Below are 17,692 nucleotides of genomic sequence, written 5' to 3'. Positions count from 1 at the left end.
CTTCGAAAGGAATTAAGATGGCATAATATCGAGTTCCATTTGTGGCAGAAAACGGCCTTTTATCGAAGTTTCCAATTTATTGTAGGTCTGAAATCCGAAGGTTTTGTAAAAGTTTTCGGCATTCGGATCAGCATCTAAAATGATTTTTGTGGCGGATGTTTTTGTGGCTCTTTTCAGAAAATCGTTCATCAAAAATTTGCCATATCCCAAACCGATGCATTTCGGAAGCAAAAAAAGATTGTCGAGCTTTATGGTATTTTTATCCGTTTCAACGAATGAATAATATCCAACGATCTCTTCTTCAACGATGAGTTTATAGGTTTCATGGGCTTCGATGTATTCTGAAGCAATAGTCAGTTCGGGTTTCCAGTTTTGCATTTGAGCTGCATCATAATTCCAATATGTTTTTCCTTTGAAAGTAATATCGGATAGAATTCTGTGATCTGAAGGAAAGGCTTTGGCAATTTTCATTTTTGTGGCATTGGTCGAAGTAAATCTAACGAAATGTTTATTTCTTTAATGCGAATTCACGATTTTTCACACATTGATATCTAGTAGTTTGAAGATTCTGACTGATATTACAGTGTATCATTTAATTTCCTTGGCGCCACGATTTTTTATCCCAATCTTCTTTGGTTTTTCTGCCTTCTTCAAAGCCTTCCCCGGCATGAATGCTTACTTCTGCCATGTAACAAAATCCTATAAAAAAATCCCAGACTCAACGAAGAATTTGGGATTTGATTTATTTAGAGTTTTTTCCTAAAATACTGTGTTGACGGACTGGCTCATTTTTTTAGTCGCGAATTACACGAAGTAATTTGTGGAAATTTCTGTCTGAAGCTTGTTTTACCTTTTAATGATTTTCAAGGTTTTCACTAGATTTCCTGCATCCGCTTTTACAAAATAAGTTCCTGAATGCAAAGCCGAAACATCGATTTTGCTCTCTTTGGCATTTACAGATTTTGCAATCACTTCCTGGCCAAGCATGTTGTAAATGGTGATTTTGCTGATTGTAGCATCAAAAGAAACATTTAAAACATCATTCACAGGATTCGGATATACTTTCATTTCATTGGCCACAGCAAAATTGTCAACTTCTAAAGTAGAAGCACAGGCAATTGCTGTTGGAATTGTCCTGTCAGTGGTTGTTCCGTCACCCAATTGGCCGCTAAAATTATAACCCCAGGATGAAACAGATCCGTCAGTTTTTACACCAAGGCTATGAAATGCATCACCGGAAATGCCCTTCCAATTGGCTGCAATGCCGATTTGCGTTGGTACTGTTCGGTTGGTTTCCGTTCCGTCACCCAATTGGCTGTAAGCATTTCGTCCCCAAGCCCAAAGCGTGCCGTCTGTTTTTACGGCCAAGACGTGAAAAATCCCAACCTCTACAGTTTGCCAGTTCGTGCCGGTTCCAATTCGGGTGGGAACATTTTTATTTACAGTGGTTCCGTCGCCCAATTGGCCGCTGTTGTTATTTCCCCATGCCCAAAGCGAGCCATCGGTTTTTCTGGCTACAGTGAGTTCGCCACCGGCAGCAACAGTATCCCAATTGGTTGCAGTTCCAATTTGCGTAGGAATATTTCTGTTCGTATTTGTTCCATCACCCAATTGGCCTGAACTATTAGATCCCCAGGTCCAAAGCGTACCATCGGTTTTCACGGCAACAGTATGCAAACTTCCACCGCTGACATTTTTCCAGTTGGTTGCAGTTCCAATGCGTGTCGGCGATGTTTTGTCTGTAGTCGTACCATCGCCCAATTGTCCTGAAGAATTCCATCCCCAGGCCCAGATTGTTCCGTCTGTTTTAACAGCAACGGTATGATTTTGTCCGATTCCGACATTTGCATAGTTGATCGCAGTGCCAATTCGTGTTGGAGTCGTTCTGTTAATCGTTGTTCCGTCGCCCAATTGCCCGAAATTATTATTTCCCCAGGCCCAAAGCGTTCCGTCAGATTTGATGGCATAAGTCCCATTTCCTGATGCGGTAATGTTTTGCCAGTTTGAAGCGGCACCAACCTGTGTTGGTACATTTTTTTGAGTAATCGTTGTGCTGAAGCCCAATTGCCCGGCACTGTTGCTTCCCCATGTCCAAAGCGTTCCATCGGTTTTTAGCCCAATGCTGTGGTCGCTTCCGGCGCTTACTTTCTGATAACATACAACAGGCGCAGGAACTTGCGGTGTTGGAAAAAATCCTCCTGCTGTCCATTCGCTTTGGCTTGTTCCGCAATCGGAAGCCACCCACCAGTAATAATCCCCATTTGGGTTCAGGCCGTCAACTGTAACAGATGTCGATGTCGTATATCCGGTAATGCCGCTTCCAAAATTATTAGTGTTTGCATAAACAAAAGCATAACCGTTTGGCGCAGGCGATGCTGCAGTCCAGTTGAACGTGGCAGACGTCGGATTCAGGTTCGTTACGGAAAGATTGGTTGGCGCGTTGCAAGTCGTTCCTGAAGTATGCAGGCTCATTTTTACAAGTCCGTTTTCATAAGTCCCAACCCAAATCGTGCTTGAATTTTGCACTTTCAGGCAGCTCACATAGTCAAAAGCGGCTCCTGCAACAGCCGGAATGTAGTTGTGGCAATCGGTGAAATTCTGCAAACCACCATTGGCACATTCGCGCGAAAAACCCAGCCATACTTTATTGTTCTGGTCTACATCGATGCCTTCAATCTGGCAGTCGAGCATACAGGAATTGTTGTAGAACTGGCCATCTGAAACTTCGCCATTTGTATACTTTAAATAGCCGCCCTGCTGCGTAGTCACATACAAATCATTGTTTGCGATTTTATGGATTTTATAAGCCTGGTCGCCAATAATCGAAAATGCAGTTCCGTTGAATTTCATTAAAATTCCATTCAATGTCAGATATACATTGTTGTTGCTGTCTGTTGCAACAGAGGTTACAGTATTTGAATAAATCTCAGAATTCGTCGTATTGTAGGTTGTCCAGGTTGTGCCGTTAAATTTGACCAATCCGCTATATGTCGCAATCCAGACATTGTTTAAATTATCAACGGCAATGTCATTAATTACGTTATTGGGAAGTGGAGAATTGGTGCTTCTGTAGTTTATAAAAATCGATCCGTTAAAAAGAATCACGCCGTTTTCTCCGGTTGCAATCCATTTTCTGTTCAGGTTGTCGATGGTAATTTTTTTCAGGTCGCTGGCCTGGATTTGGGAATTGGCAGTGGTGTAATTCGTAAATGCAGTGCCGTTAAACGTCGTGAGTGCTCCGTAAGTAGCAAGCCATAATGCGCCGCCCGAATCGATTTTGATATCGTTGATATTTGCCGATGTGATCCCGGAATTGTTTGGATGGTACAACGTATAATCATACGTTTGGGCAAATGCCACGATGTTGAAAACCGATAAAAATAAAAGATAGAATTTTTTCATAATTGTTTGATAGCTTCGTTTAATGAGTGAAAGATATTATTTTTTATCGAATAAAAACAAATCCTAAGCTCGTGCCGAATTTAAGATGAATGGTTTTTGTTTTTTAATGAAACAATGATAATCCAAAGCAAAATAAGAATTTTCGCAAATGTACGTACGCGGCTTTTCAGCAGATAAACGTAGCATTTTTAAATACGACCGTTTTTGCGATTTTAGGTTACAGATTTTCCAGCAACACGAGGAATTCTTCTTTTTTCCGGACGGAAAGTGGAACCGTAAGCTTGTTTTTCATCACGATCTTGTTTCCACCATCGGCTTTGACAAAATGGTCAAAGTAGGCCATATTGATCAGGTGCGATTTGTGTGTGCGAAAGAAATTATACGGAACCAATAAGGTTTCATATTCCTTAAGATTCGTTGAAACGACCAGTTTTGGGGCATTGATAAAATCGAAAGTCGTGTAGTTTTTATCAGATTCACAACAAACGATGTCCTGAATATTGACCGAATAAATCCGGTCGGAAGTTTTAAGGACCAGTTTCTGGAGGTCTTTCGGCCGGTCAAGATTTGCAAATAAATTCTGCAGCTTGATGTCGAATAGTTCCTTACCTAAAGAATCTTCGGCTTTTTTTACGGCTTCGGCCAAATCATCGGCGTCAAGCGGCTTCAGCAGATAATCGATCGCCGAAAATCGGAAAGCTCGGATCGCAAAATCCTCATGCCCGGTGATGAAAATGACTTTGAACGCAATGGGCTTTAGTTTCTGGAGCAAATCGAATCCGGTGCCGTCGGGCATTTCAACATCTAAAAAAACAAGATCTGGCGACAATTGACGGATCAGTTTTACACCTGATTCTACCGAATCGGCCTGACCGATAACCGAAATATTTGGGCAACACGATTTGATGATCGCAATGTGGTTTTTTCGGATCGCTTCAATATCATCAATGACAATGGCTTTTAGCATACTGATTAATTTTCGTAAATATAAGGGATTTCGAAGATCACTTTTGCGCCCATGATATTTTCATCTTTACCGATGATATTGTCGGTTTGTACTACAAAATCATGGTTTTTGGTGTAGGTCACCAAACGCTCTTTTGTAATGGTCATGGCCAGTGATTTGTGTGTGCCCGACTTTTGACTATTGTCAAATCCTTTTCCGTTATCGGAAACTTCAAAGAACAATTTCGCTTCTTTGAGGTAAAACCGGATGTCGATCTTTCCATTTTCAGTGGTGTTGCTCAGGCCGTGCTTGATCGCGTTTTCGATGAAAGGCTGTGTAAGCATTGGCGGCAGGAATACACTTTCGGGATCGATGTTTTCCTCGATTGCAATGCTAAAAATGAATTTGTTGTTGTACAAAAGCTGTTGGATGGACAGATAATTTTCGGTCATTTCGACTTCTTCTTCGAGTGAAATGTAATTTTCATTGGAATTCTCAAGGATTTGCCTTGTGAGTTTTGAAAATTTCCCTAAATAATTGACGGCATCATTGTTTTGGTTCTGGTAAATCAGGCTTCGGATGTTTTCAATGGAATTGAAGATGAAATGCGGATTCATCTGCGTGATCAGCAATTTCTGCTTGATCTGGTTTTTTTCCAGAACAGCGATCGCCTGCTTTTGCCTGTTGTTGCGATAATAGAAAAATCCGCCAAGGAGAATCAATAAAAGCAAAGATGAAAGTGCGATCAGCCAGTTGTTTTTAGCCGATTTTTCTTTTTCGGAAATAAGTTTGTAATTCAGTTCCTTTTTCTCAAAATTGTATTTAAGCTGCTGTTGTTCCAATTCATTTTTTGAGGCTTCAATCTGGCTCGAATCGGTTAGCTTTTCCTGAAACTGATACATTTCGAGCGCGCGTTCGAAATTTTTTGTCGCCATACTGATGTCATATATCGTTTTGGCAGTTTTGGTCTGAAGTGGAACGCTGCCGCCTCTTTTACTCAGGAAAAAACCTTTATCGGCATAAGGAAGGGCTTTGGCATATTCCTTTTTTTTCACATACAAATCTGCCAGTCCGGTATTCGCATTTGCGATCGCTACATCATTGTTCGCCAATTCCAATTCTTTCAGGGATAAAACTTCCTTGAACAATTTTTCAGCTTCGTCATATTTTTCAAATTGCATTTGGGCATACGCTTTTCGCGTAAGAAGAATCCCGGTCATGGTAGGATTTCCGATCTTCCTGGATATTTCAATGCCTTTGTCGCAATATTCAATTGTTTTGTCGAATTTTTTGAGCTGGGAATACGAGAAAGCAATATTGCCATAATTGACACTGATCACATACAGTAATTCATTGCTCGGGTTTTTCGCATACGCCATTTTATAGTAACGGATGGCGTCATTATAATAGGTTATGGACTTGGCATGTTGGTTCATGTCATAATGCATGTAGCCCAGGGCAGACGAGGCGTCGGCTAAATCGTTGATGTGATTTGCCTTGTCTTTTTCAAAATATTTATATGCTGCATAAATAAGTGGTATGGCTTTCTCGTCCTGCTTGAATTTTGCATAAACAGAAGCTTTGCTAATCATTGCAGAATACATTTCATTATATGCTTTTACCGATTTGAACAGGGCGATGCTTTTATCAGAACACGCAAGGGCTTTTTCAATTTCCTGTTTATTGGCGTATTCATTGGCTAAAGTCGTATTGTAAGAAGCCAGCCAAAGCGTGTATTTTTTTTCCAGTTCCGGGCTATTGCTTTTTTTAAGGTTTTTCTGCGCCAAATCGCCTCTCATTTTGTTGAGCGTATAGTAGGCCTGATCATCTTGCGTATAATTGCGGTCCATTACTTCATTTATGGCGCGTAATTTTGTCGTGTCATGAATTTTTGAATTTTGCAAAACGACTTTTAAAGAATCAATCGTTTTATCCTGAGAATAGGAATTGCAGCACATCAGGAAGAAAAAAAACAGCGCAAAAAGTTTTTGTAATTTCAGCATTAAGAAATGGATGATTAAATTCGAAACCAAAAGTAAGGAATTAAAAATCTATTTTTCGGGCAAAAAATAAATCTGAGTTCCGTTTAAACACGATTTTTTGGATTTCCTAAAAGTTCCAATCCCAATTCAGATCTAATGTTTTATTCCAATTCGCAGCAAAAGTAACCGGATTTCCCCAACAGCATTACGATCTGGCCACAGGAAAGCGTTTCCGAAACCACGCGCAACACGCAATCAACATCGTCAACATCAATACTCCAGTCCATCACATCCGGATGGTCTGAAAGCAAGGGCTTTAACGATGTCACCTGATCTTCAGTCCGGATGTCTGTTTTTAAAATGAGTATGTGATCTAAATTTTCCATGATCTGTACTTCTGAAAAGTTCATAAATTCATTTAAAATGGATTATACGACAATCCAATATTAAAGTAAAACTGCGGATCTTGTTTGTTGTCAATTACATAGCGATTCGTGCGTTCCCCACGTTCGGTAATCCGCGAACTTAAAACATTTGCGATTCCGGTTTTAAATGTGCCGATGAGGCTTTTCCTGATCGCATATTCATAAGCAATTCCCGAACGCAATTCCAGTTGGTTGAGTTCATAAGTTCCTTGAAATGCAGTAGAATTGAGTGCGAGATAGAAGTTTTCAGAGCCCAGTTCCGTGCCCACTGAAAACCGTCCGTTTTCGAGCAGCGGCCTTTTTAACAACAAGCGTTGCGGCAGGATGAAATCAAGTTTCCAGGGCGAATTGCTGAATTGGTGTTCATACGTTGCAATCGGTGCAAACGGAACGATAGACGAAGGATCGAGGATCAGCATCACACCGACAGTAATGGTCGTCACCGGTGTTTTTTTAAGAACAATGATCGCCGATGCCAGGCCTTTGACCCTCTGAAAATGATATTGATCGGCATCAACAGTCGCACTTGCATTGTACATGACCGGCTTTTTCCACAGGCTTGAAAAATAAGTGGCAGTGACCGTATTGGCAAAATAATGAAAGTCTAAATCGGGCCTGGTGTACCTGCTGGTTTCGTTTTGGATGTCTCCGAATGAAAATGCCTCACGTTTGTACCGGAAGGAATTGGTGATGAAAAATCTTTTTGCAGCCGACTGGTAAAGCGGAATATTCGCAGCAAACTTAAACCGCGAATGGCTTTCAACAGTCCCTTTTTCAAAAGCATTTCCCATGATTTTGGTTTTTAAATCTGACGAACCAAATTGGTCATATTGGATGTCGAATGTACGCGTTGTCGGAAATTTGTCATTGATCTCTTTTCCGGCTGCCACCGAAGTGCTGTCTTTAACCTGTGCCAGCATTGGAAACGAGCCAATCATCATCAATAAAAAGGATATTTTCATAAAGAATTGTTAGGTCTGTCAAATTGAAGCAGCAAAAATAGCACGTATATTTCCATTTGAAGCTAAAATTTATACCGCGACCATTTCGATTATACCAATGGCGTTCGTGTAATTTTTTGGATCCAATGGCTTTCACAGCAAATTATTGGATTAATTTTGCAGCATGAACATCATCAGGCTTTATCAGAATTTTTGGATACGGAATTCCATCATTATCGTGGTTTGCCTGCTGGTTATTTTTGGATGCGTTTATGATACCGATCCCGAGATTGACGAAACAAATGGGCAGTTTTTATGGACTTTCGTAAAAATTTCAAGAGGCTTTTTTCCTTTGTACATTGCTATGATTTTTAGCAATATGGTCTTGGTACGAAAATTATTGTTTCAGAAAAAATACACTTTATTTATTGCGTTTTTTTTATTATACTGGACGCTTTATTACATTGGGATCCAGTATTATTATGATTTTGTGCACATGAGAAGCGAAACTTTACTTGCTGTCCAATTGGGAAAAGTTTCATTATTGCTCACAGTCATCGCGATCAGCAACGGCACCGCATTGTACTTTTTGCATTTGTGGATTTTAAGAAATATTTCAGAAAGCCGCAAAGCACAAATGAACATCGAAACGGAACTTTCATTTTTAAAACAGCAGCTCAACCCTCATTTTCTTTTGAATGCGATGAACAACCTTTATGGCGAATCGCTATCTGAACCTGAGAGCGTGCCAGACCGCATTTTAAACCTTTCCGATTTGCTGCGCTACCAGATCGAAGCCACCAAAAAAAATCTCGTGCCTTTGCAGGATGAAATGGATTTCGTAAAACGATATTTAGCATATTGTTCCTTCAGTAACGAACGGCTCGAAGTGCACCAGGAATACATTGGAGAAACCGACGGAATCGAGATTCCACCTTTGTTTTTTCTGCCGCTTGTAGAAAATGCCGTTAAGTTTTCAAGGGAAACGCTTCAACCGCAAATCCGTTTTGAATTTGAGGTTAGCGGAAAAAACCTGTCTTTTTCAATAGAAAATAATTTTCTGGAAGTCGGCTCCAGGTTAAACGGAACTGGAATTGGTCTTGGTAACCTTGAAAGACGGCTTGAAGTGTACGGACTCAAACACGAATTGGTCTACGGCAAGGAAAATGGTTTATTCACAATAAAACTACAATTATGGGAATTACATACCGTTGCCTGATCGTCGATGATGAAACGCCAGCCCACAAAGCACTGGCTTCGCACATTTCAAAATTTGACGATCTTGAACATTCGGGCAGCGCTTACAGCGGAAAAGAAGCACTGAAAATGCTGAATGAAAACCAGTATGACCTGATTTTCCTCGATATCAACATGCCGGTCTTATCGGGAATTGAATTGATGGAATTGCAGCCTGTGCGTCCGCTGACCATTGTCACAACAGCATATTCTGACTTTGCCCTCGAAGCGTATCAGAATGATGCGATCGATTATCTGTTAAAACCCATTTCACTCGAAAAATTTGCAAAAGCCATTGAAAAGGCACGAACCTTTTTTGCAGGCACTGCGCAGGCTAAAGTTTCGGAAACCAAATCGGATAAAATGTTGTCTGTCAAGGTAAATGGCGGAATGATGCACATTGCCCTCGATACGTTGATGTATATTGAAAGTACAGGAAATTACCTGAAATTATTCTGTACTAAAAACAAACTGCCGTTCATTGTTTACGGAACTTTGCTGGGCATGGCTGAAGCGATTGGCAATGCTGATTTCATACAGATACACCGTTCCTTTATCGTAAATACTTCTTTTGTAAACAACATCGGGCAAACCCACCTGACACTTTATAACGGAATCGAAATTCCTGTTGGAAGAAAATACAAGATTTTGCTTTCACGCTGATTTGAAAAAAAACGCCGTTTTTGCCTTTGTATTTAAAGTGAAAAAAAGGAAATTGTTTGCTTATTTCGTTCTAAATCCCACAAGATTTCCTTAAATTTATCTGCTCCAAAAATTACAACAGCGCCATACTTTGAACGACTGCGCTGCGTTATAACTTACCATGAAAAATCAGCAATATGCCATCGTAGATATCGAAACCACAGGCGGTAATGCCAGTGGCAGCCGCATTACCGAGATCGCAATTGTCATTCATGACGGAACAAAAATCATCGACCGCTGGGAAACGCTCGTCAATCCGCAAAAGGAAATCCCGGTCCCGATTTTTGCATTGACGGGAATTAACAATGACATGGTGCGAGATGCACCGATTTTTGATGATATTTCTGAAAAAGTCCTGCAAATGCTGACCGACCGGATTTTTGTGGCACACAATGTCAATTTTGATTATTCATTTGTCAGGCACCAGCTTGAAGAAAGCGGCTTCAAATGGACAGCGAAAAAATTATGTACCGTGCGCGCCGCCAGAAAAATCAAACCTGGGCTGCGTTCCTACAGCCTCGGAAACCTTTGCCATTCGCTGGACATTCGTCTGGAAAACCGCCACCGCGCAGGTGGTGACGCAGATGCCACAGTCATTTTATTTTCACGACTGCTTGAATGGGACAGCGAAGGCGTATTGCAGAATATGATTAAAAAAACTGCACAGGACCAGCGCCTGCCGCCAAACCTGCCGCCTCAGGATTTTGAAAAATTGCCTGAAAAACCTGGGGTCTATTATTTTTACAATGCGTTCGGAAAAGTGGTTTATGTTGGAAAGGCGATCAATATAAAAAAGCGTGTGGCTTCGCACTTCAGCGGGCACAACCTGAAACCACAAAGGCAGCATTTCTTAAGGGATATTTTCGGAATATCGTTTGAAGTTTGTGCTACAGAACTGATGGCGCTGTTGCTCGAATGTTCCGAAATCAAGAAACTATGGCCAATATACAATAAGGCGTTGAAGCGTTTTGAAGCAAAATATGGGCTTTACGAATATGAAGCCCGCAACGGCTATCGGTATTTCGCAGTTGGAAAACTCAGCAAATTCCAGTCGGCCCTACAGGTTTTTAACAACGAATATGAGGCCGTACATTTGCTGCGAAGCCTGGCAGAACAGTTTGGCATTGATCACCGGTTTTGCAAATACGGCCGGCCGGCAGAAGGCGGATTCTTGCTAAAGCCCGACCATACAAATTTGCCCGATGTTGTACAGCACAACGAGCAGATCGCAACTGCCATCGATTTTTTGCTCGAAAACAGGCCAAGTTTTGGGATCTTGGACAAAGGAAGATCTGCAGAAGAACGCAGCTGCATCTGGGTTGAAGCCGGCCATTTTTATGGTATGGGTTATATCGCTTCGGATGTGGGTTTTACAAAAATTTCCGGAATGAAGGATTACATGACGCCTTACCGAAGCAATCAATACATCATGCAGCTGATTTATGCTTTTGCGAAAAAACATCCGCATAAGATCATCCGGGACCAGGCACTTTCAAACGCGAACGTTGCCGAATAATTGCCTGATTATTCTATTTTGTATTTTCCGATTTTAACCAGCACTTCTTTTATTTCATCAGGCTTATTGGTGCCGATCAGTAAATTTTGCCTGTCTGAAAAGGCAAGCTGTAATCCCTGATTTCCCGAAACATTAAAAGCACATCCACTCTTGGAAATTCCGCCCCTAAAACCCCAACCGCCATATTCTGCAATCGGGCTGTATTTCCTGACGTAGGTTTTGGTCAATTTATCCCACGAATATTTGCGGTAGGCGATTTGAACCGGAAAAAACCGGACATATATGCCATCTTCTTTAATAATGGTCTGCAGTTTAAAAGTGTAAAAAAGTAGTGTGACAAATAAGATTAATCCAAATCCGGCAAGCAATCCGATATCTCCAGTCGGATGATCTCCAAAAGGTTCATGGTGGATGAGCTGCTTGTTAATTCCGAAAATAAAAAAGACATTTAGTACAATGAGAAGCAGCCAGATCCACCATTGACTGAATTTTTGCTGCTCTGTAAATAGTATTTTTTCTTCCATGATTTCAATTCCATATTTTTCCGGAATGCTTGTTGAAAAATGCTTTAATCGTGGCTTTCTTCCACAGCTTCCCACAATTCGATTTTATTGCCTTCAGCGTCCATAATGTGTACGAATTTCCCATAATCATAGGTCGCAATGTCGTCGAGTATGGTGACGCCGTTTTCTTTGAGTTTGCTTACGAGCGCCTCCATATTCTGAACCCGGTAGTTAATCATGAATTCTTTTTTGGATGGCGAAAAATAATCATCTCCTGTTTTAAAAGGGCTCCATTGAAGCGAATCGATTTGATCTGGTTTGTCAATATTCCTGGATTCAAAACCCGATGAGCCCCAGGCATTTATTTCAAGCCCTAAATTTTTGGCATACCATTCTTTTGCGTCTTTGGGATTGTCTGAAAAAAAGAAAATGCCTCCAATTCCGGTGACTTTCGGAGTAGTGTTGTCGGTATTGTTTTTTTGGTCTTCCATATTTTTATATTAATTTTTGACTGTTTTGCTTTTCAAAATTAGGGAACTGATCAACGTTACGACCAATCCGACCGGTAAAATTTCCATGTAGGTCATCATCGCATTAAAGAACGGATTTTTATACATCACTGCAAAATCTGCCATTTCTTTTGTTTGGCTGGCAATTTCGGCCTGGCTCGCACCGTTTGCCTTGAGTTCGCCGATCATGTGCGCGGCATATTTATCCATAAAATCAGGAATGAAGAAAAAGTAGTCGACAAGCCAGGAAAGTACGTAAATGGTTGAAGCGATCAGGACCATCCCGATTCCGATCTTGAATGCTTTTCCGAAACTGATTACACCTTCATTGTATTTGTTCCTGTAGTTGCGAATGCCGACAAATACCAATGAAAAGGCGAGGAGCATCGAAGCATAGCCAATAAGCATACTGGTTTCATAGCCTGTGTTTCCGTTGCAATGGCTTAGGTAATTAACTGAAGACAGCATCAAAACAGAAACTATAATGCCTGAAATAAGCCCGTAAACAAGAATGTTTTTTTTCATTTTTTATGGTTTTTATGCTGCGAATGTAGCGGATGTTTCATTTTTTTCACTCATACTTTCGGCTATTTTTTGCTTTCAGAGTATTTATACCTGTGTGTGAAACCTTACGGAATCAGGTTTAACTTTTTTGCTTTTTCAACGGCTTGTATGCGCCTGTTCACCTGCAGCTTTTCAAAAAGATTCTGGTTGTGCGTTTTTACGGTGCTTAAAGAAACAAAAATGGCTGCGGCGATTTCCTGGTTGCTGTGGCCTTGAGCCAATAAATTTAAGATTTCCAGTTCCCGTTTGCTGAGTTCCAGTTCGGAGATTTTTGATTGGTCCGGGACAAAATTTTCATTTCGGTTTACGAATATTTCCTTTTCGACGACTACGGTTTTGATAATTGGCTTTGAAAGCTTTAACGCAAGCCAGATGCCCAGCGAAGTAAAAAGGACAGCAATGCATCCGATGTAAATTTCAAAGAAATGGTCGAATACGATCAACCGAAGCTCAAGCCATTTGAGTAAAAACAAAAGCAACGCCAGGCTGATGCTGTACATGATAACCGCTTTATTCCTTTGCAGGATTTTTTTTTGACTGGTCATGTTTAGGAGGTTTCGGTGCGGTTTTAAGATCTTCGAAATACAACAAATTTATGGAAAATATCATATTGATGCATGCCTGAACCATGGCATTGAATAACAAACAACAGCAATTTAAATTAAGATGCTACGAAAGGTTAATTGGATTAATGAGTTCAATATCCATTGTTTTTATCAGTCCGTTCTCAAAATTGTAAATGTGTTTTACGAGTCCGTCAAATATTAAACCGTCTTGTAGATCTTTTACATGCTGATGCACTGTAACTTCCAGGCTTCCGTTTGGTCTTTCAGCAAACCCGATAGGCTCGACATTCGGATTGATTTCTGTCCATTGCCTGGTCCAGTATTGCTTAATTTCACCATGGCCGCTAATGTAGCCGCCTTCCCAGGCTTTCGACCACTGTACATCTGGTTGCATGGTCGATAGTGCGCTGTCGATGTTTCTTTCATTGAATGCGGTATATGCCTTTTTGATGGTATTTTCGAATTGATTTTCCATTTTGTAATTGATGTGGATTATCGGATTATTAAAATCCGGCGGTACTTGTTTTTACTTCTCCGGCGCGTAGCGGTATTTTCAATTAATTGTTAGTTTGTCACTAGTATTTTTGCAGACGTCAATAATTTTCCGTTTTCCGTCAATTCAAAAAAGTATAAACTGCTGTTTAGGTTTTCTCTTCCAAAGTTGATTTTATTCCCATTCAGCCCCTTGATTTCTCTAAGCAACTGTCCAAATTGGTTGTAAACTTTTAAAGTCGAATTCCTGAAACCAGTTGTAGTTGAAATTGTGATTTCGGTTTGAAACGGATTAGGAGCAAAGCTTATTTTGGGCAAATAATCCTGATCTTCAACACTCAAAACCACGCAAGCTGTCGGAGTGCCGCCATTTGCCAATCCGCGATTGTAAATGTTTTCTCCATTCTGAAAACTGCATTGCAGGTAATATACAGGATCTGAGAACATTTCGTAGCGCGACACCAACGGATGGGCGGTGCTCCCGACACCTTCTACCCAAACTTCATTGTATCCGAACAGATTCGATACATTACTTAAATAAAATTGCCTTCTTTGTCCACCGTTTACATTGATATTTGTAATCGAAGCCACACTGTAATTGTTTCCGTTTGCGAGTGTAATCACATCTGAAACATGCAGGTTAAAATCAAAAAGCAGGACATCGCTGCCATTAAGTATTTTGTACACCTTTTTTGCAGCAATGTCTTCCCTGATGTAATATTCCCTGCTTAGATCGGAATCAATAAACTTTTTATAGGTATGTGCGCCAATAATTGCTTCGCCATTTTGGGTAATTGCATAAGTCTGGCTTCCGCCGAAAGTTGCTACTTCTACATTCCACGATGCATTGTTCAATAGGGGAAAATAGTCCTGTGAAAAGGATTTTCCGTTTAAAAATATTAAAAATAAAAAAGGAAGTAATTTTGTTTTCATTAGGAATGTTTTTTATTTTTTAATTTTGAATTTCATTTTAGGGTCTTTATCGACACATTTTGTCAGGCGTTTTTCGATAATCCAGCCAAACTTACTTTAGGTTTCTGGATTGTAATTCACGCTGCATTTCGTTTTCTAAAATCTGATTGTTTTTAGAATTTCTAACAATGACATAGGTTATTATCAAAGGGAAGAAAGTAAAGAACCCAAAACCGTTTTGTACCGCGCTATACACTACAATTCCAACAGTAAATCCAATAAGTGCCGCATCGATTGTCTTATTGGTTTTTATTTTTTTTATTTTTTGAAAAAGTTCTTGATCACTTAATGCAGTCAGGTTTTCAGGTTTCATAGTATTTTTTTTTATTTTTCAAACGATTGTAAATATAATAAATCCAGGCAAAAAATATTTTCAGTTTCTTGGAATCTGCATATCACGATCATATTTTCCCTCAAGCCGTAATTTATGAAAATATCAATTGCTGTTTGAATGATGTCTCAGAGTCTTTAACCGGAAATGTATGTCGGATACAATAAGTTCATAGAAATAAATAAATATTAAAAAAATACCAATATCTTCGGCACGTTTGCCAAAGAAAAGCAACTAATAAATTACAAATCCATCAAAAAATGAACGATTTACTTCAGCACATCGCCATATTGTGGCAGGACATTATAAGCCATCCGGGCACTTCGCTTGCGATCATTGGAAACCTGATCATCATTGAGAGCCTTCTATCTGTCGACAATGCCGCCGTACTTGCAACCATGGTGATGGATCTGCCGCAGGACCAACGCGACAAAGCGCTAAAATTCGGTATCTGGGGCGCTTATTTCTTCCGCGGATTGGCCATGATTTTTGCAGCGTTCCTGATTAAAATCTGGTGGTTAAAGCCTTTGGGCGGAATTTATCTGTTGTATCTCGCTTACGATTTCTGGAAAAGCAAACAAACCGAAAGCACTGAAGATGATACCATCGATAAGGAAAGCAACTGGCTGTATAAAATTACAGTGGGTTCATTAGGCTCTTTTTGGGCAACAGTTTGCCTGGTGGAATTGATGGATATGGCATTTTCGATTGACAATGTTTTTGCTGCAGTGGCTTTTACGCCAAATATTATTCTGGTTTGCATCGGTGTTTTTATCGGAATCCTGGCGATGCGTTTTATCGCACAATGGTTTGTCAAATTAATGGAAAAATATCCTTTCCTTGAAACCGCTGCATTTATTGTTATCGCCATACTCGGACTCAAACTGACCGTATCGCTTTTTGAGCACTTTTATCCCGAAAGCCCAATTAGCCGGTTATTAGCGAGCCATGCCGCCGACATTGGCATTTCAGTACTTACGGTGCTAATTTTCTTTGTACCGATTTTAACTTCCACATTTTTCAATTGGCCCAAAAAGAACACCAACATTTCCGAATCATAAATGGCGTTATTAAAGTTGAAAATGCAGGGTTTCATATTTTGAAGTCTGTTTAAATGAAGTCAAATCATAAAAAAAGCCACGAACTTACTTGTCCGTGGCTTTTAATATTTAACCTATGTTTTTTATTTTCTGATAATCCTGAAAACAGTACTTGCATTTGCAGCATGCACCTCAACAAAATAAACACCGGCAGGAAGGCCGGACAGGTTGAGCTGTGTCGTTTCCGAATGGGCTATTTTTGTCATCACCGTCCTTTCGGCAATATCAAACACCGTCGTCTTCAATATCGGATTAGCATAACTGATGTTTAAAACATCAACAACCGGGTTTGGATAATATTTAAATTCAGGAACCGCATCAAAACCTTTGATTCCCAAAACGGTGGCATCGATACAAGCCGAAGTGACCGTACAAGTTCCCAACGAAATTTCTACCTTATAACTGCCGTCAACAACCGGAACAAAAGTTTGCCCTGTTGCGCCAAAAATCGGTGTACCCGAACAGTCATACCATTGGTATGCAGCGCCGGTTTGTGCTGCAGTCAAAATTCCCAAAGCTTCTGCCACGCCTGCAAGTGGCGCTGCATTTACATCAACGGTTGCTCCTTCAGATGGCGCAGAAATACAGTTTCCATTATCCACCGAAACGCTATAAATTCCCGAAGCTGAAACGGTGATTGATGGCGTTGTCGCACCATTCGACCAAACATTTCCGGTCGCAGCCGATGAAGTCAAAACGACATTTCCGCCTTCACAGAAAGTCGTTGCACCGCTTGTCGTAATGGTTGGCGTTGCAGCCAATGGATTAACCGTCACCGTTGTTGCTGTTGATGGCGCAGAAGTACAGTTTCCATTATCCACCGAAACGCTATAAGTTCCCGAAGCCGAAACGGTGATTGATGGCGTTGTCGCACCATTTGACCAGACATTTCCGGTCGCAGCCGATGAAGTCAAAACGACATTTCCGCCCGTACATAAATTCGTAGTGCCTGAAGCTGTAACTGTTGGCGTTTCCGGCAAAGGATTGATTGTTATACTCAGTACCAATAGGAGACTGCACTGTTCCGGGTCAGGAATAAAAGAATAGCTGCCACTCGTCAGGTTATTTATTATTGCTGGAGTCCAGATACCTGATATTCCGTTTGGAGATGTTGTTGGCAAATCAGGTACTGTGCCGCCACTACATAATGGGGTTGTTGGAAATGAAAAATTAGGAGCAATCAAATTATTGACCGTTACCGTGGTTGGTGCTGAACTTAGCGAAGTACAATTTCCGTTACTGATCAAAACACTATATTCCCCTGAATTTGAAACGGTGATCGACTGTGTTGTCGCACCATTCGACCAGATATTCCCGGTCGCAGCCGATGAAGTCAGCACGACATTTCCGCCCCGGCAGAAAGTTGTTGCACCGCTTGAGGTAATGGTTGGCGTTTCCGGAACCGGGTTTACCGTGATCGTCATCGTAGCTGTGGTTGCACATTGGCCAGCCGAGGGTGTAAACGTATAAGTTGTCGCGGCCGTATTATTCAAAGCAGGCGACCA

18 protein-coding genes are annotated in these 17,692 nt (G+C 40.7%); 4 read left to right on the top strand and 14 right to left on the bottom strand.

Features of this window, described 5'->3' with window-relative positions; all coding sequences use genetic code 11:
• Positions 1-12 precede the first annotated feature (12 nt).
• From BLS32_RS10640 to BLS32_RS10615, 6 genes are all read right to left on the bottom strand, one after another.
• Complete coding sequence (locus tag BLS32_RS10640; protein WP_091395306.1) at positions 13-471, bottom strand: GNAT family N-acetyltransferase; 459 nt, start codon at positions 469-471, stop codon at positions 13-15.
• 375 nt (positions 472-846) lie between these two features.
• Positions 847-3,402, bottom strand: coding sequence for an RCC1 domain-containing protein (locus BLS32_RS10635; protein ID WP_091395303.1), 2,556 nt, complete (start codon positions 3,400-3,402; stop codon positions 847-849).
• Between the two features lie 217 nt (positions 3,403-3,619).
• On the bottom strand, positions 3,620-4,369 hold the full coding sequence (locus tag BLS32_RS10630; RefSeq protein ID WP_091395301.1) for a LytR/AlgR family response regulator transcription factor: 750 nt from the start codon (positions 4,367-4,369) through the stop codon (positions 3,620-3,622).
• Between the two features lie 5 nt (positions 4,370-4,374).
• Entirely contained in the window at positions 4,375-6,351 is a 1,977-nt protein-coding gene (locus BLS32_RS10625) for a tetratricopeptide repeat-containing sensor histidine kinase (protein ID WP_139171756.1), read from the bottom strand.
• Between the two features lie 140 nt (positions 6,352-6,491).
• A complete protein-coding gene (locus BLS32_RS10620; protein ID WP_091395295.1) occupies positions 6,492-6,740 on the bottom strand; it encodes a hypothetical protein in 249 nt (82 codons plus the stop codon).
• Positions 6,741-6,748: 8 nt separating this feature from the next.
• Positions 6,749-7,717: a hypothetical protein gene (locus BLS32_RS10615; protein WP_091395292.1), complete on the bottom strand. Its 969-nt coding sequence runs from the start codon at positions 7,715-7,717 to the stop codon at positions 6,749-6,751.
• Positions 7,718-7,880: 163 nt separating this feature from the next.
• On the opposite strand from BLS32_RS10615, the gene BLS32_RS10610 reads away from it, so the two are divergent.
• The 3 genes from BLS32_RS10610 to BLS32_RS10600 all read left to right on the top strand — a co-directional run bounded on the left by BLS32_RS10610 (position 7,881) and on the right by BLS32_RS10600 (position 11,150).
• Entirely contained in the window at positions 7,881-8,915 is a 1,035-nt protein-coding gene (locus BLS32_RS10610) for a sensor histidine kinase (protein ID WP_091395289.1), read from the top strand.
• The gene (locus BLS32_RS10605) at positions 8,891-9,595 is read left to right on the top strand and encodes a LytR/AlgR family response regulator transcription factor (protein ID WP_091395286.1); all 705 of its coding nucleotides are present in this window, start codon (positions 8,891-8,893) and stop codon (positions 9,593-9,595) included. The genes BLS32_RS10610 and BLS32_RS10605 overlap by 25 nt, the downstream gene beginning before the upstream one ends.
• 160 nt (positions 9,596-9,755) lie before the next feature.
• Complete coding sequence (locus BLS32_RS10600; protein ID WP_091395283.1) at positions 9,756-11,150, top strand: exonuclease domain-containing protein; 1,395 nt, start codon at positions 9,756-9,758, stop codon at positions 11,148-11,150.
• Between the two features lie 8 nt (positions 11,151-11,158).
• Here the strand turns inward: BLS32_RS10600 and BLS32_RS10595 are convergent, their stop codons facing one another.
• The 7 genes from BLS32_RS10595 to BLS32_RS10565 form a co-directional block, all read right to left on the bottom strand.
• Positions 11,159-11,674, bottom strand: a complete 516-nt coding sequence (locus BLS32_RS10595) for a DUF6141 family protein (RefSeq protein WP_091395281.1) — start codon at positions 11,672-11,674, stop codon at positions 11,159-11,161.
• 44 nt (positions 11,675-11,718) lie between these two features.
• Entirely contained in the window at positions 11,719-12,144 is a 426-nt protein-coding gene (locus BLS32_RS10590) for a VOC family protein (protein WP_091395278.1), read from the bottom strand.
• A gap of 9 nt (positions 12,145-12,153) precedes the next feature.
• Positions 12,154-12,687, bottom strand: a complete 534-nt coding sequence (locus tag BLS32_RS10585; RefSeq protein WP_091395275.1) for a DUF4199 domain-containing protein — start codon at positions 12,685-12,687, stop codon at positions 12,154-12,156.
• A 104-nt stretch (positions 12,688-12,791) separates the two neighbouring features.
• A complete protein-coding gene (locus BLS32_RS10580) occupies positions 12,792-13,271 on the bottom strand; it encodes a response regulator transcription factor (RefSeq protein ID WP_091395272.1) in 480 nt (159 codons plus the stop codon).
• A gap of 124 nt (positions 13,272-13,395) precedes the next feature.
• A complete protein-coding gene (locus tag BLS32_RS10575) occupies positions 13,396-13,767 on the bottom strand; it encodes a nuclear transport factor 2 family protein (RefSeq protein ID WP_091395268.1) in 372 nt (123 codons plus the stop codon).
• 89 nt (positions 13,768-13,856) lie between these two features.
• On the bottom strand, positions 13,857-14,717 hold the full coding sequence (locus BLS32_RS10570) for a T9SS type A sorting domain-containing protein (protein ID WP_091395264.1): 861 nt from the start codon (positions 14,715-14,717) through the stop codon (positions 13,857-13,859).
• Positions 14,718-14,808: 91 nt separating this feature from the next.
• Positions 14,809-15,069: a hypothetical protein gene (locus tag BLS32_RS10565; protein ID WP_091395261.1), complete on the bottom strand. Its 261-nt coding sequence runs from the start codon at positions 15,067-15,069 to the stop codon at positions 14,809-14,811.
• Between the two features lie 278 nt (positions 15,070-15,347).
• Between BLS32_RS10565 and BLS32_RS10560 the strand changes: the two genes are divergently transcribed.
• The gene (locus BLS32_RS10560; RefSeq protein ID WP_091395258.1) at positions 15,348-16,148 is read left to right on the top strand and encodes a TerC family protein; all 801 of its coding nucleotides are present in this window, start codon (positions 15,348-15,350) and stop codon (positions 16,146-16,148) included.
• Between the two features lie 122 nt (positions 16,149-16,270).
• Here BLS32_RS10560 and BLS32_RS10555 read toward each other — a convergent pair.
• Positions 16,271-17,692 (bottom strand): T9SS type A sorting domain-containing protein (locus BLS32_RS10555; protein ID WP_175453162.1); only part of this gene is annotated, 1,422 nt, incomplete at its 5' end.

This window comes from Flavobacterium noncentrifugens (assembly GCF_900100375.1).
In the GTDB taxonomy this organism is placed as follows: Bacteria; Bacteroidota; Bacteroidia; order Flavobacteriales; family Flavobacteriaceae; genus Flavobacterium; species Flavobacterium noncentrifugens.
Note: the sequence above shows the minus strand (reverse complement) of the source record. Positions and strands in the feature narration are given on the sequence as shown.